The sequence below is a fragment of the Pseudomonas sp. BNK-45 genome, assembly GCF_047456255.1.
In the GTDB taxonomy this organism is placed as follows: domain Bacteria; phylum Pseudomonadota; class Gammaproteobacteria; order Pseudomonadales; family Pseudomonadaceae; genus Aquipseudomonas.
In genome coordinates this window covers 2743316-2766180 of record NZ_CP179909.1, presented here as the reverse complement: position 1 = coordinate 2766180, position 22865 = coordinate 2743316, and the positions used below count along the sequence as shown (strand labels likewise).

Annotated in this window: 19 protein-coding genes; 7 read left to right on the top strand and 12 right to left on the bottom strand. The window is 63.4% G+C overall.

Going from position 1 to position 22865, the window contains the following annotated elements; all coding sequences use genetic code 11:
- Positions 1-4: 4 nt before the first annotated feature.
- The 6 genes from ACMGG8_RS13030 to ACMGG8_RS13005 all read right to left on the bottom strand — a co-directional run bounded on the left by ACMGG8_RS13030 (position 5) and on the right by ACMGG8_RS13005 (position 7053).
- Positions 5-2464 (bottom strand): EAL domain-containing protein, encoded by a 2460-nt coding sequence (locus ACMGG8_RS13030; protein WP_414159675.1) that lies wholly within the window; start codon positions 2462-2464, stop codon positions 5-7.
- 207 nt (positions 2465-2671) lie between these two features.
- Positions 2672-4468, bottom strand: coding sequence for an ABC transporter ATP-binding protein (locus ACMGG8_RS13025; protein ID WP_173664442.1), 1797 nt, complete (start codon positions 4466-4468; stop codon positions 2672-2674).
- 16 nt (positions 4469-4484) lie between these two features.
- The gene (locus ACMGG8_RS13020; RefSeq protein ID WP_173655954.1) at positions 4485-5087 is read right to left on the bottom strand and encodes a DsbA family protein; all 603 of its coding nucleotides are present in this window, start codon (positions 5085-5087) and stop codon (positions 4485-4487) included.
- A gap of 36 nt (positions 5088-5123) precedes the next feature.
- A complete protein-coding gene (locus tag ACMGG8_RS13015; protein WP_060844311.1) occupies positions 5124-6065 on the bottom strand; it encodes a rhodanese-related sulfurtransferase in 942 nt (313 codons plus the stop codon).
- A 166-nt stretch (positions 6066-6231) separates the two neighbouring features.
- Positions 6232-6525, bottom strand: a complete 294-nt coding sequence (locus tag ACMGG8_RS13010; RefSeq protein WP_060840462.1) for a BolA family protein — start codon at positions 6523-6525, stop codon at positions 6232-6234.
- Between the two features lie 12 nt (positions 6526-6537).
- A complete protein-coding gene (locus tag ACMGG8_RS13005; protein ID WP_042940787.1) occupies positions 6538-7053 on the bottom strand; it encodes a DUF2059 domain-containing protein in 516 nt (171 codons plus the stop codon).
- A 192-nt stretch (positions 7054-7245) separates the two neighbouring features.
- Between ACMGG8_RS13005 and ACMGG8_RS13000 the strand changes: the two genes are divergently transcribed.
- Entirely contained in the window at positions 7246-8640 is a 1395-nt protein-coding gene (locus ACMGG8_RS13000; RefSeq protein ID WP_414159674.1) for a class II fumarate hydratase, read from the top strand.
- A gap of 72 nt (positions 8641-8712) precedes the next feature.
- On the opposite strand, the gene ACMGG8_RS12995 is transcribed toward ACMGG8_RS13000, so the two are convergent.
- From ACMGG8_RS12995 to pap, 3 genes are all read right to left on the bottom strand, one after another.
- Positions 8713-9672, bottom strand: a complete 960-nt coding sequence (locus tag ACMGG8_RS12995) for a DMT family transporter (protein WP_414159673.1) — start codon at positions 9670-9672, stop codon at positions 8713-8715.
- A 147-nt stretch (positions 9673-9819) separates the two neighbouring features.
- The gene (locus ACMGG8_RS12990) at positions 9820-11004 is read right to left on the bottom strand and encodes a thiolase family protein (protein ID WP_414159672.1); all 1185 of its coding nucleotides are present in this window, start codon (positions 11002-11004) and stop codon (positions 9820-9822) included.
- A 102-nt stretch (positions 11005-11106) separates the two neighbouring features.
- Positions 11107-12630, bottom strand: coding sequence for a polyphosphate:AMP phosphotransferase (pap, locus tag ACMGG8_RS12985; protein ID WP_414159671.1), 1524 nt, complete (start codon positions 12628-12630; stop codon positions 11107-11109).
- A 147-nt stretch (positions 12631-12777) separates the two neighbouring features.
- Between pap and mnmC the strand changes: the two genes are divergently transcribed.
- From mnmC to ACMGG8_RS12960, 5 genes are all read left to right on the top strand, one after another.
- On the top strand, positions 12778-14754 hold the full coding sequence (gene mnmC / locus ACMGG8_RS12980) for a bifunctional tRNA (5-methylaminomethyl-2-thiouridine)(34)-methyltransferase MnmD/FAD-dependent 5-carboxymethylaminomethyl-2-thiouridine(34) oxidoreductase MnmC (protein WP_414159670.1): 1977 nt from the start codon (positions 12778-12780) through the stop codon (positions 14752-14754).
- Positions 14755-14956: 202 nt separating this feature from the next.
- Complete coding sequence (locus ACMGG8_RS12975; protein ID WP_414159669.1) at positions 14957-16729, top strand: N-acetylglutaminylglutamine amidotransferase; 1773 nt, start codon at positions 14957-14959, stop codon at positions 16727-16729.
- 3 nt (positions 16730-16732) lie between these two features.
- Positions 16733-18478, top strand: a complete 1746-nt coding sequence (ngg, locus tag ACMGG8_RS12970) for an N-acetylglutaminylglutamine synthetase (RefSeq protein ID WP_414159668.1) — start codon at positions 16733-16735, stop codon at positions 18476-18478.
- Positions 18479-18600: 122 nt separating this feature from the next.
- Positions 18601-19785, top strand: a complete 1185-nt coding sequence (locus ACMGG8_RS12965) for an osmoprotectant NAGGN system M42 family peptidase (RefSeq protein WP_060840470.1) — start codon at positions 18601-18603, stop codon at positions 19783-19785.
- 85 nt (positions 19786-19870) lie between these two features.
- On the top strand, positions 19871-20098 hold the full coding sequence (locus ACMGG8_RS12960; RefSeq protein ID WP_025127101.1) for a YheU family protein: 228 nt from the start codon (positions 19871-19873) through the stop codon (positions 20096-20098).
- Positions 20099-20133: 35 nt separating this feature from the next.
- Here the strand turns inward: ACMGG8_RS12960 and ACMGG8_RS12955 are convergent, their stop codons facing one another.
- Together ACMGG8_RS12955 and ACMGG8_RS12950 are read right to left on the bottom strand one after the other, a co-directional pair.
- Positions 20134-20466, bottom strand: coding sequence for a YnfA family protein (locus ACMGG8_RS12955; RefSeq protein ID WP_102860827.1), 333 nt, complete (start codon positions 20464-20466; stop codon positions 20134-20136).
- A gap of 64 nt (positions 20467-20530) precedes the next feature.
- The gene (locus tag ACMGG8_RS12950) at positions 20531-21346 is read right to left on the bottom strand and encodes an SDR family oxidoreductase (RefSeq protein ID WP_102860826.1); all 816 of its coding nucleotides are present in this window, start codon (positions 21344-21346) and stop codon (positions 20531-20533) included.
- Positions 21347-21642: 296 nt separating this feature from the next.
- Here ACMGG8_RS12950 and ACMGG8_RS12945 point away from each other — a divergent pair, with 296 nt between their 5' ends.
- A complete protein-coding gene (locus tag ACMGG8_RS12945) occupies positions 21643-21795 on the top strand; it encodes a DUF3309 family protein (protein WP_007945780.1) in 153 nt (50 codons plus the stop codon).
- A 99-nt stretch (positions 21796-21894) separates the two neighbouring features.
- On the opposite strand, the gene ACMGG8_RS12940 is transcribed toward ACMGG8_RS12945, so the two are convergent.
- Positions 21895-22860 (bottom strand): fimbrial protein, encoded by a 966-nt coding sequence (locus ACMGG8_RS12940; protein WP_060844319.1) that lies wholly within the window; start codon positions 22858-22860, stop codon positions 21895-21897.
- Between the last annotated feature and the right edge of the window lie 5 nt (positions 22861-22865).

Below are 22865 nucleotides of genomic sequence, written 5' to 3'. Positions count from 1 at the left end.
GGTTTCAACGGAAGGTGCCGGGCGCCTTGAACAACAAGGGCCGTGGTCGCACGGGTCGACACTGCAGGCTGTCACAGGTAAACAATTGCGGGCGTTCAACAATGTAGCCTTGAGCATAATCCACGCCGATCTCAAGCAAGGCCTGCTCGATCTGCGGTGTTTCAACAAACTCGGCAATCGTGCGCTTACCCATGACATGCCCGATGTGGTTGATCACTTCGACCATGGCGCGGTTAATCGGGTCGTCCAGCATATCCTTTACGAAACTTCCATCGATCTTGAGGAAGTCTACAGGCAAATGTTTGAGATAAGCGAACGACGACATTCCCGCACAAAAGTCGTCCAGGGAAAAATGACAGCCCAAGCCCTTGAGTTCATTTATAAAACGGATCGCACTGCCCAAATTGGCAATCGCACTGGTTTCAGTAATTTCAAAACAGATCATCTGCGGCGGTACGCCGTAGACGATGAACTGCTCCCTCAGGAAGTCGAGAAATTCGTCGTCGCCAATGGTGATCCCCGACAAGTTGATCGCGCACATGGCCATGGGCCCTTCACGCCCCTCGGCAATGCACTGGGCAATGACCTTGAACACGTTCTGCACCACCCAGCGATCCAGAGAGGTCATCAGGCCGTAGCGCTCCGCCGCCGGGATAAAGCTGTCCGGCAGGATCATCCTGCCCGCCTCGTCGTGCAGACGCAGGAGAATCTCGACATGCCCACCCTCACGCTCGGCATGACCCAAGGCCGTGATTTCCTGGGAATAGAGGCAGAAACGGTTCTCCTCGAGAGCCATGTGCAGGCGCTGGACCCAGGCCATCTCGCCGAATCGCAGGGAAAGCTCCGAATCGTCGGCATGGTAGACCTGGACCCGGTTGCGTCCTTTTTCCTTGGCCATGTAGCAGGCCATATCCGCCGCCCGCAATGACGCCTCAAGGGTGGTCGGGGTCTGGGCGATGTGCACCAGACCGATACTCACCGTGGTGACGAACGGCCGGCCCTTCCAGACAAAGTGCAGATTCTGCACCGTCTGACGCAGCCCTTCGGCAATCTTTTCCGCCGCCTCCGGCGAGCAGTTTTCCAGGAGAATCCCGAACTCGTCGCCCCCCAGCCGCGCCAGGGTGTCACCTTCGCGCAGCCCCGACTGCAGCAGCGCACAAATATGTCGCAGCAACTCGTCTCCGGCGGCATGACCACAGGTGTCGTTGACCAGCTTGAACTGGTCCAGATCCAGGAACATCAACGCGTGCCGGGCCGGCTGGCGGATCAGGTTGTGCAGGGCCTGCTCCAGGCGGAACTCGAACTCGCGGCGGTTGGCCAGCCCGGTCAGTGCATCGTGGGTCGCCTGCCAGGACAGATTGGCGATGTACTGCCGCTCCTGGGTCATGTCATGCAGCACCAGCACCGTGCCACTGACCTTGCCGGCATTGCGGATTGGCGCCCCCACCAGGGTCACCGAGACCGTGCTGCCATCCAGGCGCTGGATCAGCTTGGAATGTTCGCTGCCACCGCTGAGCTGGCCGCTGAGAATGTGCTCGATCAGGGTGAACCCATCGGTCTGGGCGTTCTCATCCAGCAGATTGAACAGCGCGGCCAGGGGCAATCCCACCGCCTGCTCGGCCTTCCAGCGGGTCAACTCTTCCGCGGCCGGGTTCATATAGGCAATGGCGCCCTCGACATCCGTGGTGATTACCCCATCGCCAATCGATTGCAGGGTAATCTGCGCGCGCTCCTTCTCCAGTTGCAAGGCGTCGGCAAAGGCATGGCGCTGGGCCAGCAGCTTGTGGGTGCGCAGCAACGCCAGGGCAATCAGGACCAACGCCGTGGCCAGGTTGGTCACCAGCAACAGGCGCAAGATCACCCGCGAGCCCTCTCCCAGGGCGTCGCTGAAGGCCTTGGCCGCCGGCGTCACCCCATCGTTGATGGCAAAGATCTGACCCTTCCAGCGCTTGACGTCGGCTTCGCTGGCGCTGTTGCTGCCGATCCCCTGGTGCATCTCTCGGGCCACCGTATCGAGCTGCAGCAGGTAGCCGTCACCCACCGTCCACAAATCGATGGCCTTTTCTAGATAGCTGAAATGACGGAAGTTGAGATACAGCCAGATCAGACTGGGGACGTCATCCGGGTGATTGCCGCCCTTGAGGATCCCCAGCCGCGCCGCCTCCAGATCCGGCGGCTGGCGATCCAGGGCCACCCGCAGCTCATGCCCGCCCTGAGGCACGGCTATGGCGTTCTGGTATTTGAGAAAGGTGCCTTCGTCGCGGCTCTCGGCGTACAGATTGAGGTAGTAGATGGCGTCCTTCTGCCCTTTGGACCACAGGCTTTCGCCAGCCACGTAACCACGCACTGCCGACAGGACATAGAGGCTGAGGCCACCCAACAAGGCTTGGAATAACACCACGGCGATAAAGGGCCAGACGATGCCCAACAACCGCGGCGTTGCGAAAGTCCGCTTTTGCTTCATGAGGGTCCTTGCTCGCGCACTGCCAAATGAACACCCAGTAGTCCCGCCCCAGCCAGCACAGATTAGGCCAATTTCCTCAGATCCGACGCAAGGCGAGCTGCAAGCGGATCTGACCAGCAGGAGGAAACGGCCGCTGCCTCACGCTGAAACGGTTATTCCACCAGGAAATTCAAGCACTAAGCACAGAAAGCCGGATAAAACTCAAGACTATCGAACCTGCTGCAGATGCCCGTAAAGCTTGGCATAAAGGCCGCCATCGGCAATAAGCTGCTGATGGTCGCCATCTTCGGCAATCTGCCCGCCATCGAACACCAAAACCCGGTCTGCCTGTTTTACCGCCGACAGGCGATGAGCAATGATCAGCGTAGTCCGCCCACGCAGAAAGCGCGTCAAGGCCTGATGCAGGTTGTATTCGGTGGCGGCATCCAGGGCTGAGGTGGCCTCGTCCAGGATCACCACCTTGGGCTCGGCCAGGACCATCCGTGCAATGGCCAGGCGCTGGCGCTGGCCACCGGACAAACGCACCCCGGAGCGTCCGACCACGCTGTCCAGTCCCTGCGGCAGAGCCCTGACGGTGGCGTCCAACTGGGCAATTTCCAGAGCCTGCCAGCAGGCGCTGTCACTGCGCTCGCGCCCCATGGTCAGGTTGGCGCGAATGGTGTCGTTGAACAGCGCAGGATGCTGCAGCACCACGGCGACGTTATCGCGCACGGTTTCCAGGCCGATTTCCTGCTGGGTCGCACCACCAAAACGGATCACTCCGGTCTGCGGCGTGTACAACCCCAGCAGCAGCTGCACCAGGGTGCTCTTGCCACCGCCACTGGCGCCGACGATGGCCACCTTTTCGCCAGGCGCAATGGACAGGTTCAGGTTGTCCAGCACCCGTTCATCGCCGTAACCGAAGCTCAGGCCGCGGACCTCGATGCCCACGGTTTCGCAGCCCAGGAACGGATCCGTACCACCGCTGTACTGCGGCTCGTCGGCCCGCGCCAGCAACTCGTTGATCCGGGTCAGGGCCCCGCCGGCGGCGTAGTAGGCGTATTGCAGGTTCAGCAACTGCTCCACCGGGCCGATCATGAACCACAGGTAGCTGAACACCGCCAGCATCTGGCCGATGGACAGGTCGGAGAACAGCACCGTGAGCATCGCGGCGGCGCGGAAGATATCGATGCCGAACTGAAACAGCAGGCCGCTGGCCCGGCCCGAGGCATCGCTCTTCCACTGCGAGGCCACGGCATAATCGCGCACCTCTTCGGCACGCCGCCCCAGGCGACCGAGAAAGTAGCCCTGACGGTTGCCGGCTCGAATTTCCTGAATCGCCTCCAGCGTCTCGGTCAGCGCCTGGGTGAACCGCGAGGTGCTGTCGTTTTCCAGTTTTTTCAGGTGCTTGACCCGCTTGCCCAGTTGCACCGTGGCAAAGATCACCAGCGGGTTGAACAGCAGGATCAGCAGCGCCAGCTTCCAGTGCATCCACATCAGGATGCCCGCCGTGCCCACCAGGGTCAGCATGGCCACCAGGAACCGGCTCAGGGTTTCCCCGACGAACTTGTCCACGGTGTCCAGATCGGTGACCAGGTGGGTGGTCACCGTGCCGCCCCCCAGGCTTTCGTATTCCCCCAGGGAAATACGCTTGAGCCGCTCGATCAGGCGCACCCGGATCCGGTAGACGATGTCCTTGGCCAGCCCGGCAAACAGCCGAGCCTGGACCACGTTGAACACCAGGGCGGAGCAACGCAGGATCAAGGTCGCCAGCAGCATCAGGCCGATGTAGCCCGCCGCGCTCTGCCAGCCGCCCGGCAGCAGGCGGTTCATCACTTGCAGCGCCGCGTCGCCATGCCCCAGCAGCACCTCGTCCACCAGCAATGGCAGCAACAGCGGAATCGGCACACTGCACAGCGTTGCCAGCACGGCCACGCCGTTGGCGATCCACAGCGACTTCCGGTGGTGCAGGGCCAGACGGCGGATCTCACCCCAGCTCAGACGATCGACGGTTTTGCCGGGGATGCTGGATTCGACCGGCTCAGGCACAGGCGGCGCGCTCCAGCCAGCGGCCAAGCAACGGCGACAACTCGCTCAGCGGCTGATAGCCATTGGTCAGCAGCGCCAACTGGCCGTTGCGCTCTGCCAGCAAGGTAGGAAATCCGGCGATTCCCAGGTCCTGGACCCAGGTGAAGTCCGCCGCCGTGGCCGCGTGCTGCTCGGCCCGGTCGAAGGCTTCGGCGAACTCGATCCGCGGAACCCCGGCCTGCTCCGCCAGCTCGACCAGCACACTGGCCAGGGTGACATCACGGCCTTCGACATAGAACGCCCGCTGGATCAGCCCCAGCAGCCTCCAGGCGCAGTCCGGGGCCAGGCTCCGGGCGGTGACGATCGCCCGGCAAGCCGGCTCGGTGTCGTAGACAAAGCCATCGGGCAAGGCGCCTTCGAAGGTGAACGGCTGGCCTGTAGCCTGCTGCACCGCCTGCCAGTGCTCAAGAATGTAGCGCCGGGTGTTGGGTTCCAGCGCCGAGCCGCTCCCGGTGCGCAAGCCGCCCACCACCAGATGCAGCTCGACACCGGCAGCCTGGGCCTGCTCTGCCAGGGCCTGGGCCACGGGCGCAAAACCCCAGCACCACGAACACATCGGGTCCATCACATAGAGCAGGCGGGCAGACATGGCTCAAGCCTCGGAGGAAGATTGCTTGTAGTTGTAACCGATCGGGTGCGGCATGTTGCGCGCCTTGGCCAATTCGATCTGCTTCTGCCGGTCGATGGCACTGCGGCGGGTCTTCTCGCTCAGCTTGTCCCAGCAATGCGGGCAGCTGATGCCGGGCACATAGTGCTCGGACGCCCGATCCTCGACGCTCACCGGAGTCCGGCAGGCATGACATTGATCGTAGTCGCCTTCGCTCAAGTCGTGGCGAACGGTGACCCGGTTGTCGAACACGAAGCAGTCGCCCTGCCACTTGCTCTCCTCTTGTGGCACCTCTTCGAGGTACTTGAGGATCCCGCCCTTGAGGTGGAACACCTCGTCGAAGCCCTCGCTGAGCATGTAGCTCGAAGCCTTCTCGCAACGGATGCCGCCGGTGCAGAACATCGCCACCTTCTTGTGCTTGCTTGGGTCGAAGTTGGCTTTGATGTAGTCCGGAAACTCGCGGAAGCTGGTGGTCTTGGGGTCGATGGCGCCTTCGAAGGTGCCGATGGACACTTCGTAGTCGTTACGGGTGTCGATCAGCAGCACTTCCGGATCGCTGATCAGGGCGTTCCAGTCCTGGGGCTCGACATAGGTCCCGACTTTCTTGTTGGGGTCCACGCCGGGCACGCCAAGGGTGACGATCTCTTTCTTGAGCTTGACCTTGGTGCGATAGAACGGCTGCTCGTCGCAATACGACTCTTTGTGATCGATATCGACCATGCGCGGATCGTTCTTCAGCCAGGCCAGCAGCCCGTCAATGCCTTCGCGGCTGCCGGAAACCGTGCCGTTGATGCCTTCTTCGGCGATCAGCAAGGTGCCCTTGATGCCGTTGTCGAGCATGGCCTGCAACAGGGGCTCGCGCAGGCTGACGTAATCTTCGAGGGTGACGAACTTGTACAGTGCCGCCACGACAATGGGTTGTGTCATGGGAAATCTCTCCAGGTGGCTACCCTCGTAAAGGGTGAACCGGATGCAAAAAAAAACGCGCCGGCATAAGCGGCGCGTTGCGGATTCTATCAGAAAGGCAGCCTCAAGCTCCAAGCGGCAAGCCGCACCTGAGTGACCTCAGAACTGCGGCGAGACGCACCCGCTCCTATCGACCACCGGCGCAGGTCGGCGAGGCCGGAGCCACACCGATCTTCGACCACTCCTCGGGGGTGTAGGTGTGCAGCGCCAACGCATGGAACTGGCCCATCAGCTCACCGAGGGTGGCGTAGACCTTCTGGTGACGCTTGACGCTGTTGAGGCCGGCGAACTGCTCGCTGACCAGTACCGCCTTGAAGTGGGTTTCCAGGCCACGGCTGTGCATGTGGCTTTCATCCAGCACTTGCAGGTGCTCGGGCTGCAAGGCCGCGAGCGCCGCTTCGATACGTTGTTGCATGGTCATTGCGGGCTCCGCTTACTTCTTCTTCGCCGGGGCCGCCTTGGGCTCGAGCTCGGCGGTCATGTCGGCCAGCAGCTTGTTCACCACCGGCACCGCGCTTTCCAGCTTGGCCTGGGTCATCTGCGCCGATTGCTGGGTCAGTTGGGGCATTTTTTCCAGGACTTTCTTGCCCAGTGGCGACTGGTAGAACGCGACCAGGTCCTTGAGCTCGGACTCGCTGAAGTTGCTGGTGTAGAGCTTGACCATGTCCGGTTTCAGCTTGTTCCAGCCAATGGCCTGATCCAGCGCGGCGTTGGCCTTGGCCTGGTAGGTTTCCAGCAGAGCGCGCTTGGATTCCGGGGCTTTGGTCTGTTCAAAACGCTGGGCGAACATTTGCTGGACTTGCATGTACACCGGCGTACCGAGCTTGTCCGCATGGGCCAGGGTCAGGAAGGCCTCGGCACTGGCGTTGTGGCTGGCGGTATCGGCAAGAACCTGGCCGCTGGCACACACCAGAACAACCGCGGTACAGATGGCACGAAAACGGGTCATCGAGTTTCCTTTTCTAGCAGGCGAGGTAAAACCCCAAGGGCGCCCATTCTGCGCCTATTAATCCGCGTCCCTCAACCCCACGCCCCAGCGACCCCGGTTTTGCCCGGATAACCGACACAAAACCTCCGCGCACGGAACCCGGGCCGCAGATCAGGGCCTAAACTGGCCAGTCAGACTTGGAGGAATGTCACGATGAATCGAATCGAAACCGACAGCCTGGGCCAGGTTGAAGTCCCGGAACAAGCCTATTGGGGCGCACAGACCCAGCGCTCGCTGATCAACTTCGCCATCGGCAACGAGCGCATGCCCCTGGCCGTGCTGCATGCCCTGGCCCTGATCAAGAAAGCCGCCGCCCGGGTCAATGATCGCAATGGCGATATCCCCGCCGACATCGCCCGGCTGATCGAACAGGCAGCCGACGAAGTGCTGGCCGGCGAGCATGACGATCAGTTCCCCCTGGTGGTGTGGCAGACCGGCAGCGGCACCCAGAGCAACATGAACGTCAACGAGGTCCTGGCCGGGCGGGCCAACGAACTGGCGGGCAATCCCCGGGGCGGCAAGTCTCCGGTGCACCCCAACGATCATGTCAACCGCTCGCAAAGCTCCAACGACTGCTTCCCCACCGCCATGCACATCGCGGCGGCCCAGGCCGTGCAGTTCCAACTGCTGCCGGCGATCACCGAGCTGTCCGGCGGCCTGGCCGAACTGTCGGCCCGGCACATGAAGCTGGTGAAGACCGGGCGCACCCACATGATGGACGCCACGCCCATTACCTTCGGTCAGGAAATCTCCGCCTTCATCGCTCAACTGGGCTACGCCGAACGGGCCATCCGCAGCGCCTTGCCGGCGGTCTGCGAACTGGCCCAGGGCGGCACCGCGGTGGGCACCGGGCTGAATTCGCCCCACGGCTTCGGTGAAGCCATTGCCGCCGAACTGGCCGCGCTGTCCGGCCTGCCGTTCGTCACCGCCCCCAACAAGTTCGCCGCCCTGGCCGGCCACGAGCCGCTGACCACCCTGTCCGGCGCGCTGAAAACCCTCGCGGTGTGCCTGATGAAAATCGCCAACGACCTGCGCCTGCTGGGCTCTGGCCCGCGGGCGGGGCTGGCCGAAGTCAAGCTGCCGGCCAACGAACCGGGCAGCTCGATCATGCCCGGCAAGGTCAACCCGACCCAGTGCGAAGCCCTGTCGATGCTCGCCTGCCAGGTGATGGGCAACGACGTGGCGATCGGCTTTGCCGCCAGCCAGGGCCATCTGCAGTTGAACGTGTTCAAGCCGGTGATCATCCACAACCTGTTGCAATCGATCCGCTTGCTGGCCGACGGCTGCAGCAACTTCCAGCAGCACTGCATCGCCGCGCTGGAACCGGATCCCCAGCAGATGGCCGCGCACCTGGAACGCGGCCTGATGCTGGTGACCGCGCTGAACACCCACATCGGCTACGACAAGGCCGCCGAGATCGCCAAGAAGGCCTATGCCGAAAACCTGACCCTGCGCGAAGCGGCGCTGGAGCTGGGCTACCTGACCGATGAGCAGTTCGATGCCTGGGTCCGCCCGGAAAACATGCTGGAGGCCGGAAAACAGGGTTAGCGCGGCGTCTTGTTCGCTGGCCAGCCAGTCCCTACAGACGGGTTGCTGCAGGAACTGACTCGCCAGCGCAGCTCACCCCGCCGCGATCCGCTGCCGCCGGGCGCGCAACCCCGCCATCAATGACGGCCCCAGGGCCGTCAGCGCCGACCCCAGCACCACCAGCAACGCCCCACCATAACCCAGGCCGTTGATCTGTTCGGCCTGCACATGCTCCGGCCAGACCCAGGCCGCCCACGCCACCGCGGCAAAGGTCACCAGGGGCGTGATCGCCAGGGTCGCGCTGACCCGCGACGCCTCCCAATGCGCCAGGGCCTCGGCAAAGGCACCGTAGGCGATCAGGGTATTCAGGCAACAGGCGAGCAACAGCCAGCCTTGCAGGGGGCTCAGCTCCAGGGCTTCCAGCGGGCGTACCCAGGGCGTCAGCAGCAAGGCGCAGAACAGGTAGATCACCATCATCACCTGCAAGGAATTCCACACGCTCAGCAGCTGCTTCTGGCCCAGGGCATAGAAGGTCCAGACCGCGGAAGCGGCGAGAATAGTCAGGACGCCGGCGGTGTAGTCACTGAGCGAGGTCAGCAGCTCGGTCAGCCGTTGATTGAAGAACAGCCCGAAGCCAATCAGCAGCACCAGCAACCCCAGGCCCTGCCCCAGGCTGAACCGCTCCTTGAACACAAACACACTGGCGATCAGCAACAGGATCGGTCCCATCTGCACCACCAGTTGCGCGGTGCCTGGGCTCAGCAGGTTCAGGCCCATCAGGTACAGCACGTAGTTGCCCACCAGGCCCAAGACCGAGATCGGTACCAGCCATATCCCTTTCGGCCCAAGCAAGCGCCAGCTTGGCAAGCGCCTGGCCGCCGCCAGATAGAGCAACAGGCAGCCGCCGGAGACCGTCAGGCGAAACCAGGTCACGGTGACCGGGTCCATCACCAGCAGCACTTGCTTGAGCTTGATGGGCAGGATGCCCCACAACAGCGCGGTCAACAGGGCCAGGAACAGACCGTAGACCCAACGACCGGACGAGACGTGCATGCGAACCCCAAAAAGCCGTGCCAATGAGGTGCACATTCTAGGCCTGCGCCAACCCTCGACACAGTGACAGTTGGCGACCCAGCGCAAACAGAATTGTGCAGGTCGCAAACCGGCCCCGCAGGAGCCGGCTTGCCGACTCCGCGAAAACTAGCGCACGGCTTCGAACAGCCCCGTGGCGCCCATGCCACCGCCCACGCACATGGTGACAATGCCGTAACGCAGGTTGCGCCGCTGCAATTCACGCACCAGATGCCCGACCTGGCGCGAGCCGGTCATGCCGAACGGGTGGCCGATGGAGATCGAGCCGCCATTGACGTTGTACTTGGCGTTGTCGATCTCCAGGCGGTCGCGGGCATACAGGCACTGCGAGGCAAATGCCTCGTTGAGTTCCCACAGATCGATGTCGTCCACCTTCAGGCCCTTGGCCTTGAGCAGCTTGGGCACCGAGAACACCGGGCCGATGCCCATCTCGTCCGGCTCGCAGCCGGCGACCGTAAAGCCACGGAAGAACGCCTTGGGCTTGAGCCCCAGGGCCAGGGCCCGTTCCAGGCTCATCACCAGGGTCATGGAGGCGCCATCGGACAGCTGCGAAGAGTTGCCCGCGGTCACCGAACCGTCCTCGGCAAACACCGGCTTGAGGGCCGCAAGGTTTTCCAGGGTGGTATCCGGGCGGTTGCAGTCGTCACGATCCACTACACCGTCGAGCATCTGTACTTGCCCGGTGTGCTTGTCCTCGATGTGGTACTTGACCGTCATCGGCACGATCTCGTCGCGAAACAGGCCGTCGGCCTGGGCCTGGGCGGTACGCTGCTGGCTTTGCAGGGAATACCGGTCCTGGGCTTCACGGCTGACGTTGTAGCGCCGGGCCACCACCTCGGCGGTCTGGCCCATGGGGAAGTAGATGCCCGGCACCTGCTCCTTGAGCAGCGGGTTGATCAGGTTGTCGGTGTTGACGCTCTTCATGGTCAGGCTGATGGATTCGACACCACCGGCAACGATGATGTCGCTGCAGCCGGAGGCGATCTGGTTGGCGGCAATGGCGATCGCCTGCAGGCCCGAGGAGCAGAAACGGTTGAGGGTCATGCCCGCCGTGCCGGTACCCAGGGCCGAGAGCACCGCGACGTTGCGGCCGATGTTGAAGCCCTGGGCCCCTTCATTGGAACCGGCGCCGACGATGCAGTCCTCGACGCTGGCCGGATCGATGCCATTGCGGGCGAGCAGCGCATTGACGCAGTGCGCGGCCATGTCATCCGGACGGGTCTGGTTGAACTTGCCGCGAAAGGACTTGGCCAGGCCAGTCCGTACGCTGTCGACGATCACCACTTCACGCATGACGCACCTCATTGTTGTTGGCAGCAGGAAGAGCCTCGAGCATAGATGCCCCTCCCTCGCTGCCGCGACAATCATTCACTGGGCGTATGCGCGACCATCGGCCTACTTCTTGTCCTTCCGGTCTTTCTTGTCGTGCTTGTCGGAGCGCTCGAAGGCGGCTTCCAGGGCACGGTTGATGGTGCGCAGAACCTTGACCCGGGCCCAGCGCTTGTCGTTGGCTTCCACCAGGGTCCAGGGCGCCACTTCGGTACTGGTACGGTCGACCATGTCGCCGACGGCAAGGCGGTAATCGCCCCATTTATCGCGGTTGCGCCAATCGTCCTCGGTGATCTTGAAGCGCTTGAAGGGAATCGCCTCCCGCGCCTGGAAACGCTCCAGTTGCGTGTCCTTGTCGATGGCCAGCCAGAACTTCACCACAATCACCCGGGCATCGGCCAACTGCTCCTCGAAGTCGTTGATCTCGCTGTAGGCCCGCAGCCAGTCAGCGGGCTGGCAGAAGCCCTCGACCCGCTCCACCAGAACCCGGCCGTACCAGGAACGATCGAAGATGGTGAACTTGCCGCGCGCCGGAATATGCCGCCAGAAACGCCAGAGATAGGGCTGCGCGCGTTCGTCTTCAGTGGGCGCGGCAATCGGCACGATGCTGTATTGGCGCGGGTCCAGGGCCGCGGCGACCCGACGAATGGCGCCGCCCTTGCCCGCCGCGTCATTGCCCTCGAAGACCGCCACCAGGGCGTGCTTGCGCATGCGCTTGTCCCGCAGCAGACCGGCCAGGCGCGCCTGCTCGGTAATCAACTGCTCCTCGTAGTCGTCCTTGTCCAGGTGCTGGGTCATGTCCAGGCTGTCCAGCAGACTCAGCTCATCCACCGCTGTCGGCAACGGCGCGGCGTTGACCTGGGCCGGTCTCAGCGGCTGGCGGTTCAAGGCATTCTGCAGGCCCTCCAGAAGGATCCGGCCCACGGTAAGGCTGCGGTAATGCGGATCGACACCCTCGATCACATGCCAGGGCGCATAGTCGCGACTGGTACGCCGCAGGACCCGCTCGCCGTACTTGACGAACTTGTCGTAGGTTTCTGACTGCTGCCAGTCCAGCGGGCTGATGCGCCAGCTGTGCAGCGGATCATCCTGCAAGGACTTGAGGCGGTCCTTCATCTGTTTCTTGGACAGGTGAAACCAGAACTTGAAGATCAGCGCGCCTTCATCGCAGAGCATCTTTTCCAGGCGTTCGGCGCCATTGATCGCCTGGTCCAGGCGCGGGTCCTTGATCTGGCCATGCACCCGGCCCTGGAGCATCTGGCTGTACCAGTTGCCGAAGAACACCCCCATGCGGCCCTTGGCCGGAAGCATCCGCCAGTAGCGCCAGGCCGGCGGTCGCGACAGTTCTTCATCGGTCTGCTGGTCGAAGGTGCGCACTTCGATCAGCCGCGGGTCCATCCATTCGTTGAGCAGCTTGACCGTCTCGCCCTTGCCCGCGCCCTCGACGCCATTGATCAACACAATCACCGGAAACCTGGCCTTCTGGCGCAGCTCGAACTGCGCCTCGAGCAAGGCTTCGCGCAAGGCCGGCACTTCGGCATCGTAGGTTTCTTTGTCGATGGCGTGACCGATTTCAGCGGATTCGAACATGGGTGGCTCCTTCCAAGAATTGTCCAAGACTAGCGGATCGGCCTCGGCCAAGGAAAACAAATCCCCGACCCCGCTCAGCCTTGCCGTGGATCAGGCACGGCGCGGGCGATCGGCTAGAATGGCCGCCTTGCGCCAGACGAGCCGAACATGACACCTGAACTGCCCCACGCCCAGCTCGACTGGGACGACCAAGGACGCCCGCGCTCGCGGGTCTTCGATGACGTGTACTTCTCCAGCGACTCGGGCCTGGAGGAAACCCGCCATGTGTTCATCGAACAGAACCGCCTGCGAGAACGCTTTGCCGCCTTGAATGCCGATGCGCGATTCGTCATCGGTGAAACCGGCTTCGGCACCGGACTGAACTTTCTCTGCGCCTGGCAGTTGTTCCGGCAGCAGGCGCCGGCCACTGCACGGCTGCATTTCGTCAGCGTGGAAAAGTACCCCCTGAGTCCGGCCGATCTGCAACGGGCCCTGGCCCTGTGGCCGGAACTGACGGAACTGAGCCAGCAGTTGCTCAAGCACTACGTCGCCGTGCACGGCGGTTTCCAGCGCATCGTGCTGGACGACGGCCGGGTCACCCTGACCCTGCTGATCGGCGACGCCCTGGAACAATTGCCGCAACTGGACGCACAGATCGACGCCTGGTTTCTCGACGGCTTCGCCCCGGCGAAGAACCCCGACATGTGGACCCCGGAACTGTTCGCCGAACTGGCGCGCCTGGCGGCACCGGGTTCCACCCTCAGCACCTTTACCAGCACCGGCTGGGTACGCCGCCTGTTGAACGCGGCGGGTTTCAAGATGAAGCGCACCCCGGGCATCGGTCGCAAGTGGGAAGTGCTGCGCGGCGAATTCCTGGGCTGGCCCGAGGACAGTCCATCGCCGGCACAGGCCAAGCCGTGGTTCGCCCGCCCGCCGGCCCAGGCCAAAACCGCCCTGGTGATCGGCGGCGGCCTGGCCGGCTGCTCCAGTGCGGCCAGCCTTGCCGCCCGCGGCTGGCAGGTGCAATTGCTCGAACGCCACGAACAACTGGCCCAGGAAGCCTCGGGCAATCCGCAAGGGGTGCTCTACCTCAAGCTCTCCGCCCACGGCACTGCGCTATCGCAAATGATCCTCAGCGGTTTCGGCTACACCCGGCGCCAGCTGGAACACCTGCAACGTGGCCTGGACTGGGACGGCTGCGGGGTACTGCAACTGGCCTTCAACCCCAAGGAAGCCGAGCGCCAGGCGCAGTTGGCCGCGGCCTTCCCCGCCGACCTGCTGCGGCAGCTGGGCCAGCCAGAGGCCCAGGCCCTGGCCGGCATCGGCCTGGAACACGGCGGCCTGTTCTACCCCGAAGGCGGCTGGGTGCATCCGCCAGCGCTGTGTCAGTGGCAGGCCGATCATCCGCAGATCCAGATCCTGGCGCACCGGGAGGTGCTGGAGTTACGCCGGGTCGATCAGCAATGGCAAGCCTGGGACGGCGAACGGATGCTGGCCAGTGCGGCGGTGGTGATCCTTGCCGGTGCCGCCGAAATCAGGCGCTTCCCGGCCAGTGCCGAATTGCCCCTCAAGCGCATTCGCGGGCAGATCACCCGCCTGCCGCAGACCGCGCAAAGCCAGAGCCTGGCCACCGTGGTCTGCGCCGAGGGTTACGTCGCTCCGCCGCGCCTTGGGGAGCACACCCTGGGCGCCAGCTTCGACTTCAAGAGCCAGGACCTGACCCCGACCAGCGCCGAGCATGCCGGCAACCTGGACATGCTGCGGGAAATCTCCAGTGATCTGCTGCAACGCCTGAACGCCGAGCAACTGCCCCTGGACCGCCTGCAAGGTCGTGCGGCCTTCCGTTGCACCAGCCCGGACTACCTGCCCATCGTCGGCCCCCTGGCGGCCCCGGCAGCGTTCGCCGACACCTACGCCGCCCTGGGCAAGGACGCGCGCCAGGTGCCGGACCTGCCCTGCCCCTGGCTCGATGGCCTGTACATCAACAGCGGCCACGGTTCTCGCGGCCTGATTACCGCGCCACTGTCCGGCGAACTGCTGGCCGCCTGGCTGGAAAACGAGCCGCTGCCACTGCCCAGGAGCGTGGCCGAAGCCTGCCATCCCAATCGCTTTGCCCTGCGCCGCCTGATTCGCGGCAAGGCCTGAGACAGAGCGCCAACCCCGGGTGTTGAAGAGCGCCGCCGGCCCTTGGCCGAACGCAAAACCGCTCTTCACGCCTCAGCACCACCGGTCGGCTTATAACCGATCGGTCTAAAACTCCCGAGTTATGCACAGGTCAGTTTCCAGGTAGCCGCCGTTTTGGCGACTGCGGATTGACTCTCCCCAACGGAAAAACCGGTAAGGACTTATGTGCGGATTAGCTGGCGAATTACGCTTTGATCATCAACCTGCCGACCTGGCAGCGGTTGAACGAATCACTCATCACCTGGCCCCCCGTGGCCCCGACGCCTGGGGCTTTCACAGCCAGGGCCCGATCGCCCTGGGCCATCGACGACTGAAAATCATGGACCTGTCGGACGGCTCGGCGCAGCCCATGATCGACAACCAACTGGGCCTGTCCCTGGCCTTCAACGGCGCGATCTACAACTTCCCCGAATTGCGCGCCGAACTGGAAGCCCGGGGCTATGCCTTCCATTCCGGCGGTGACACCGAAGTGCTGCTCAAGGGCTATCACGCCTGGGGCGCCGACCTGCTGCCCAAGCTCAACGGCATGTTCGCCTTCGCCATCTGGGAGCGCGACGCCCAGCGCCTGTTCATCGCCCGCGACCGCCTCGGGGTCAAGCCTCTGTACCTGTCGCGCAACGGCCAGCGCCTGCGCTTCGCCTCGGCCCTGCCGGCCTTGCTCAAGGGCGGCGACATCAACCCGATTCTCGATCCGGTGGCGCTCAATCACTACCTGAACTTCCACGCCGTGGTGCCGGCGCCACGCACCTTGCTGGCGGGCATCGAGAAACTGCCACCGGCCACCTGGATGCGCATCGAAGCCGACGGCCGCACCGAACAGCAGACCTGGTGGTCCCTGCCCTACGGCCCCCGTGCCGACGAAACCCAGCTGACCCTGGAAGACTGGACTGACCGGGTGCTCGATAGCACCCGCGAGGCAGTGGCCATCCGTCAGCGGGCCGCGGTGGATGTCGGCGTGCTGCTGTCCGGCGGTGTCGATTCCAGCCTGCTGGTGGGCCTGCTGCGAGACGTCGGGGTGGACGACCTGTCGACCTTCTCCATCGGCTTCGAGGATGCCGGCGGCGAACGCGGCGACGAGTTCCAGTACTCGGACCTGATTGCCCGCCACTACGGCACCCGGCATCACCAGTTGCGCATCGACGAGGGCGAGATCATCGACCAGTTGCCGGCGGCGTTCCGCGCCATGAGCGAACCGATGGTCAGCCACGATTGCATCGCCTTCTATTTGTTGTCCCGAGAAGTGGCCAAGCACTGCAAGGTGGTGCAAAGCGGCCAGGGCGCCGACGAACTGTTCGCCGGCTACCACTGGTACCCGCAGGTAGACGGCGCCAGCGACCCGTATGCTGCCTACCGTGCGGCCTTCTTCGATCGCAGCTACGACGACTACGCGGCCACCGTGCAGCCGCAATGGCTGACGGCACACGACGCCGCCGGCGACTTCGTCCGCGAGCATTTCGCCCAACCCGGCGCCGACGCGCCTGTGGACAAGGCCCTGCGCCTGGACAGCACGGTGATGCTGGTGGATGACCCGGTCAAACGTGTGGATAACATGACCATGGCCTGGGGCCTGGAGGCGCGCACGCCGTTCCTCGACTACCGCCTGGTGGAGCTGTCGGCCCGGGTGCCGGCACGCTTCAAGCTGCCGGACGGTGGCAAGCAGGTGCTCAAGGAAGCGGCGCGGCGGGTGATCCCCAGCGCGGTCATCGACCGCAAGAAAGGCTACTTCCCGGTGCCGGGCCTCAAGCATTTGCAGGGCGACACCCTGAACTGGGTGCGTGAACTGCTGCTGGACCCGAGCCAGGATCGCGGCCTGTTCAACCCGGCCATGCTCGATCGCCTGCTGACCGATCCCCAGGGCCAACTGACCCCACTGCGCGGCTCCAAGCTGTGGCAACTGGCGGCCTTGAACCTGTGGCTCAGCGAACAAGGAATCTGACCGATGAAAGCCAATGCCACGGCTTACAGCCAACGCCTGCTGCGCGGCCAGGCGCCCTCCTATGAACGTCTGCAAGCGCGCTTTGCCGAAGACGGCAGCGAACCCGGCAACGCCCCCATTGCCCTGCACTGCGGCTGGGGCCGACTGCTGATCGGCCACACCTTTCCCGATCCCGGCAGCCTCGCCGCGGAACTGCTCAACGAGCAGCCCGGTGAACGCGACATTGCTCTGTATGTGGCCGCGCCGCAGCAGGTGCTGGGCCTGGAACCGACGCAGCTGTTCCTCGACCCTTCCGACACCCTGCGCCTGTGGTTCAGCGACTACCGCCAGGCCACCCGGGTGTTTCGCGGCTTCCGCATCCGTCGCGCGCAAAGCGAGTCCGACTGGCAGGCCATCAACCGCCTGTACCAGGCACGGGGCATGCTGCCCATCGACCCGCAACGGCTGACCCCGCGCCATCAGGGCGGTCCGGTGTACTGGCTGGCCGAAGACCAGGACAGCGGCGCGGTGATCGGCAGCGTCATGGGCCTTGATCATCACAAGGCCTTCCAGGACCCGGAGCACGGCAGCAGCCTCTGGTGCCTGGCGGTGGACCCCGATTGCAGCCGCCCGGGCGTGGGCGAAGTGCTGGTGCGGCATCTGATCGAACACTTCATGAGCCGCGGCCTGAGCTATCTGGACCTGTCGGTGCTGCACGACAACCGCCAGGCCAAGAGCCTCTACGCCAAGCTGGGCTTTCGCACCCTGTCGACCTTTGCCATCAAGCGCAAGAACGGCATCAACCAGCCGCTGTTCCTCGGCCCCGGGCCCCAGGCGGACTTCAACCCCTATGCACGGATCATCGTCGAGGAGGCCCATCGCCGTGGCATCGATGTCCAGGTGGATGACGCCGACGCCGGGCTGTTCACCCTCAGCCACGGCGGTCGCCGGGTGCGCTGCCGGGAATCCCTGAGCGACCTGACCAGTGCCATCAGCATGAGCCTGTGCCAGGACAAGAGCCTGACCCACAAGGTGCTCAAAGAGGCCGGCCTGAAGCTGCCCGCCCAGCAATTGGCGGGCAACGCCGACGACAACCTGGAGTTTCTCGACGAGCACCAGCGAGTGGTGGTCAAGCCGTTGGACGGAGAACAGGGACAAGGCGTGGCCGTGGATCTGAGCACGATTGAAGAGGTGCAGCAGGCCGTCGACCACGCCCGCCGCTTTGACAGCCGGGTGCTGCTGGAGAGCTTCCACGAAGGGCTGGACCTGCGCATCCTGGTGATCGGCTTTGAAGTGGTGGCCGCGGCCATTCGCCGTCCCGCCGAGATCATCGGCGACGGCCAGCACTCCATTGGCGCGTTGATCGAGGCCCGCAGCCGCCGACGCCAGGCGGCCACCGGAGGCGAAAGCAAGATCCCCCTGGACCAGGAAACCCAGCGCACCCTGCATGCCGCCGGTTACGACTACAACAGCGTGCTGCCGGCCGGGGAGCGGCTGTTCGTCCGACGCACCGCCAACCTGCACACCGGCGGCACCCTGGAAGACGTCACCAGCCTCCTCCATCCGGCCCTGGCCGACGCCGCCATCCGCGCGGCCCGGGCCCTGGACATTCCGGTGGTCGGCCTGGATCTGCTGGTACCCGCGGCGGACCAGCCGGACTATGTGTTCATCGAGGCCAACGAGCGCGCCGGGCTGGCCAACCACGACCCGCAACCCACTGCCGAGCGTTTTATCGACCTGCTGTTTCCCCACAGCCAACCTGCGCCTTGATCCTTCGCCGGCCAGCCGGCTCCTACCCTCATTCGTAGGAGCTGGCTTGCCAGCGAAAGCCCTCTTCAGGCCTCTCACTGCCTCATCGAAACCATCGATGGCCTTTTTCATCCGGAGTTTCCATGACCCGTCAGATTCCCCAGCCCGATCTCGCTTACCTGCAGAAAGTCCTTCTGGAAATGCTCGCCATTCCCAGCCCCACCGGCTTTACCGACACCATCGTGCGTTACGTTGCCGAACGCCTGGAAGAACTGGGCATTCCCTTCGAGCTGACCCGGCGCGGCACCATCCGCGCCACCCTCAAGGGCCAGAAGAACAGCCCGGACCGGGCGGTGTCCGCACACCTGGACACCATCGGTGCCAGCGTGCGCGCGGTGAAAGACAACGGCCGCCTGACCCTGGCCCCGGTGGGCTGCTGGTCCAGCCGCTTTGCCGAGGGTAGCCGGGTCAGCCTGTTCACCGACAACGGCGTATTGCGCGGCAGCGTGCTGCCGTTGATGGCCTCCGGCCACGCCTTCAACACGGCGGTGGATGAGCTGCCCATCAGTTGGGACCATATCGAACTGCGCCTGGACGCCTACTGCACCACCCGCGCCGATTGCGAATCCTTAGGTATAGGCGTGGGCGACTTTGTCGCCTTCGACCCGCTGCCGGAGTTCACCGAAAGCGGCCACATCAGCGCCCGGCACCTGGATGACAAGGCCGGCGTCGCCGCCCTGCTGGCAGCGCTCAAGGCCATCGTCGACAGCGGTGAGTCGTTGATGATCGATTGCCACCCGCTGTTCACCATCACCGAGGAAACCGGCAGCGGCGCGGCGGCGGCCCTGCCCTGGGATGTCAGTGAATTCGTCGGTATCGACATCGCCCCGGTCGCCCCGGGCCAGCACTCCAGCGAACACGCGGTCAGCGTGGCCATGCAGGACTCCGGCGGCCCTTACGACTATCACCTGTCCCGGCACCTGCTGCGCCTGGCTGCCGAGCACGAGTTGCCGGTGCGCCGCGACCTGTTCCGCTACTACTTCAGCGACGCCCACTCGGCCGTGACCGCCGGCCATGACATTCGCACGGCGCTGCTGGCCTTCGGTTGCGACGCCACCCACGGCTACGAACGCACCCACATCGACAGCCTGGCGGCGCTCAGCCGCTTGCTCAGCGCCTACATTCTCAGCCCGCCGGTGTTTGCCAGCGATGCACAACCGGCCCAGGGTTCCCTGGACCGCTTCAGTCATCAGCTGGAACACGACACCCAGATGGAAAGCGACACTCGGGTGCCCTCGGTAGACAGCCTGGTGGGCAACAGGTCCTGAACCGCGACCCGGGGTTTGTGCGCGCTACAACTGGCGGCACGGCCCCGGGCGCAGTAGCATCCGGGATTGTTTTTCGGAGGCCCCCATGCTGATTCCCCACGACCAACTTGAAGTCGACACCCTGACCCGTCTGATCGAAGACTTCGTCACCCGCGAGGGCACCGACAACGGCGATGAGACGCCTCTGGAAACCCGTGTGCTGCGGGTTCGTCAGGCCCTGAGCAAGGGCCAGGCGGTGATCGTTTTCGATCCGGACAGCGAACAGTGCCAGTTGATGCTCAAGCACGACGTGCCCAAGGAGCTGTTCGACTGATGCCTGGACCGGCCCAAACCTTTGGGCCGGGATGCTCAACCGTTGGAAAAGCGCGGGCCGAACAGAATCACACTGGCCCCGATCACACACAGCAACAGCCCCAGCCAGTCCGAGCCCAGGGGCCGCACCCGCTCCACCACCGCCAGCCAGCCAATGGATGCAACGATGTAGATGCCACCGTAGGCGGCATAGGCGCGTCCGGCGTAAGTGGCTTCGACTTTGGTCAGCAGCAGGGCGAACAGGGTCAGGCTGATCAGGGCGGGAATCACCCACAAGGCGCTCTTGCCCTGGCGCAGCCACATCCAGAAGGCATAGCAGCCGGCGATTTCAAACAGCGCGGCGAGGAAGAACCACAGGTAATTGAGCATGCAAGGTCTCGTCAGGATTGCCAGGTGCCGGCAACCCTAACGAGGCCAAGGGGGTGGAGCAAGCTCAAGGAGCGCTCTGTTTGGCCTTGGCGCGCATCTTGTCGGCCATCAGGGTCATTTCGTCGTACAGCGCCTGAGGGTTCTGCTGCTTCAGGGCCCAGGCCATGCGTCCCTGCTCGTGGGGCAGGATCATGAACTGGCCGGCGTTGACCTGGGTGTGGATGTAATCGGCAATCTGGGCGGCGGTAATCGGCGAGCTTTCCAGCAATTTGCCCACCTGGGCCTTCATCGCCGGGGTCGGACCACGGAAGGAATCCAGCAGGTTGGTCTGGAAGAACGACGGGCAGACCACGTGCACGCCGATTTCCTGCTGCGCCAGCTCGACCAGCAGGCTCTCAGACAACGCCACCACGCCGGCCTTGGCCACGTTGTAGTTGCTCATGGCCGGGCCCTGCATCAAGGCGGCCATGGAGGCGATGTTGATGATCTTGCCCTTGCTCTGTTCCAGCAGCGGCAGAAAGGCCTTGCAGCCCTTGACCACGCCCATCAGGTTGATCGCGATCTGCCAGTCCCAATCCTCCAGGGACAGCTCGCTGAAGAAACCGCCCGAAGCCACACCGGCGTTGTTGACGATGATGTCGATGCCGCCGAACTTGACTTCGCAAGCCTGGGCAAACGCCGTCAACTGGCTGTAGTCACGCACGTCGCAGCGCTGCACGAAGCCGTCGCCACCAGCTTCGCGGACCCGTTTCAGGGTTTCCTGCAGACCCGCTTCGCTGACATCGGACAAGGCCAGCCGCCAGCCATCGCGGGCCCAGCGCAAAGCGATTTCGCGACCCAGGCCGGAGCCCGCGCCAGTGATCATCATGCGATTGTGCATAAGAGTTGCCTTGTTGTTCCGGGGAAGATGGGCCGCAGTGTAGCGAAGGGCCCTGCGCCACCCACGCACCATCAGGCTGCTGAATGCCCCGGGCAAACCACTGGCCGGGTGCACGGTGCCGCGCGACCGATGACAGACGCAAAGGAAATAACCCGGGCAGCGCAATGCATTAAAAAATTTGGAATTATCTCGATAGGTGCAGAGTCGGATTTATTAAGCGCTTGGCTTTATTTATAAAGCCAAGTTGTCCTTGAACAACTGCGTTGTTCAACTCTATTCAATTCAAGGAAACCACCATGGGCACCATTCTGATCGTCATTCTGATTTTGCTGCTGATTGGCGGCCTGCCTGTATTCCCCCACTCCAGAAGTTGGGGTTACGGCCCTTCGGGAATCATCGGCGTCGTGCTGGTGGTGCTCTTGGTGTTATTGCTGCTGGGCAGGATTTGAATCAGCCAGACCGCTTTAGCGTGAACTGACTACTGAAACAGCCAGCGTCCTGACGACAGGACGCTGGGCAGGGTTCACAGACGAGTGAAGAACCCCCGTTCATTCATACATGAACGTCACCGTGGCGTTGGCCAGGACATCGCCTGCCGTTACTTCCGGACCGTACTGAAAATAAAAGACGGTGAGCGGGATACTCAGCAATTCGCCATCGACAGTGGTTTGCGAAGTCTTGAATTCAGTGCGGGTGCTGAGCTCTTGCAGAATCGGGCTGCTGGCATCACCTTGTACCAGGAACAGGCCCACGCCCTTGGCCATGCCCTTCCCCTCGCTATTTTTTAGAATATGCAGGTTGCTGTTGAGCCCGGTGATGTAATAGGCAACCTTGACGCCTTTGTCACACTCAAGATCGATCGCAAACGACTTGGGGCCGATCGGAGTGGCATCCGGCTTGAACTTGCCCAGTGGAACAGTGGGCATGGTGACCGTTTGCACCGGACGGGCGACAGTACACCCCCTGCTCTGAGCGGTGTAGGACACGTTATTGAACAAAATCTCATTGCTCAGTTGGTTGTGATAATAAATCCTGATCTTGTGATCGATGAACTTTCCCGAACTGATGGTGCCGGTCTTCACCAGTTCGAACTTGAACTTGTGCGGTGGTAAATAGGCGTTGGGGGTTATTCGACGCTCGAACCTGGGCCAGTCCATATAAACCCCTCCCTCGTTGTACCAGTAAATCCGCATGCCAATCCCAGGCACTCCCGTCTCATAGACATGTTCATAGGCGGTCTTGGTAGCGCCACCGACAAAGCCGTAGTCAAACCAGAGTCCGTCGCCGTTGCAGTTCATGGTGGTTTTGCCCTGGTCTATCTCCTTGACCAGGATAGTGCTGCCCACCGGAATATCGCGCGGAGGCTTGAGCATGGCGAAATCGGCACTGGTGAAGTGCGTCGCCAATGGCTCTCCGATGCATTTATTGGCCCAAGCGTGACCGCCATGAATGGTGGCAAGCAGTAACCAAGCCATTAAGGACCATCGATTGTTGAGCAGGACTTTGATACTCATCCCTT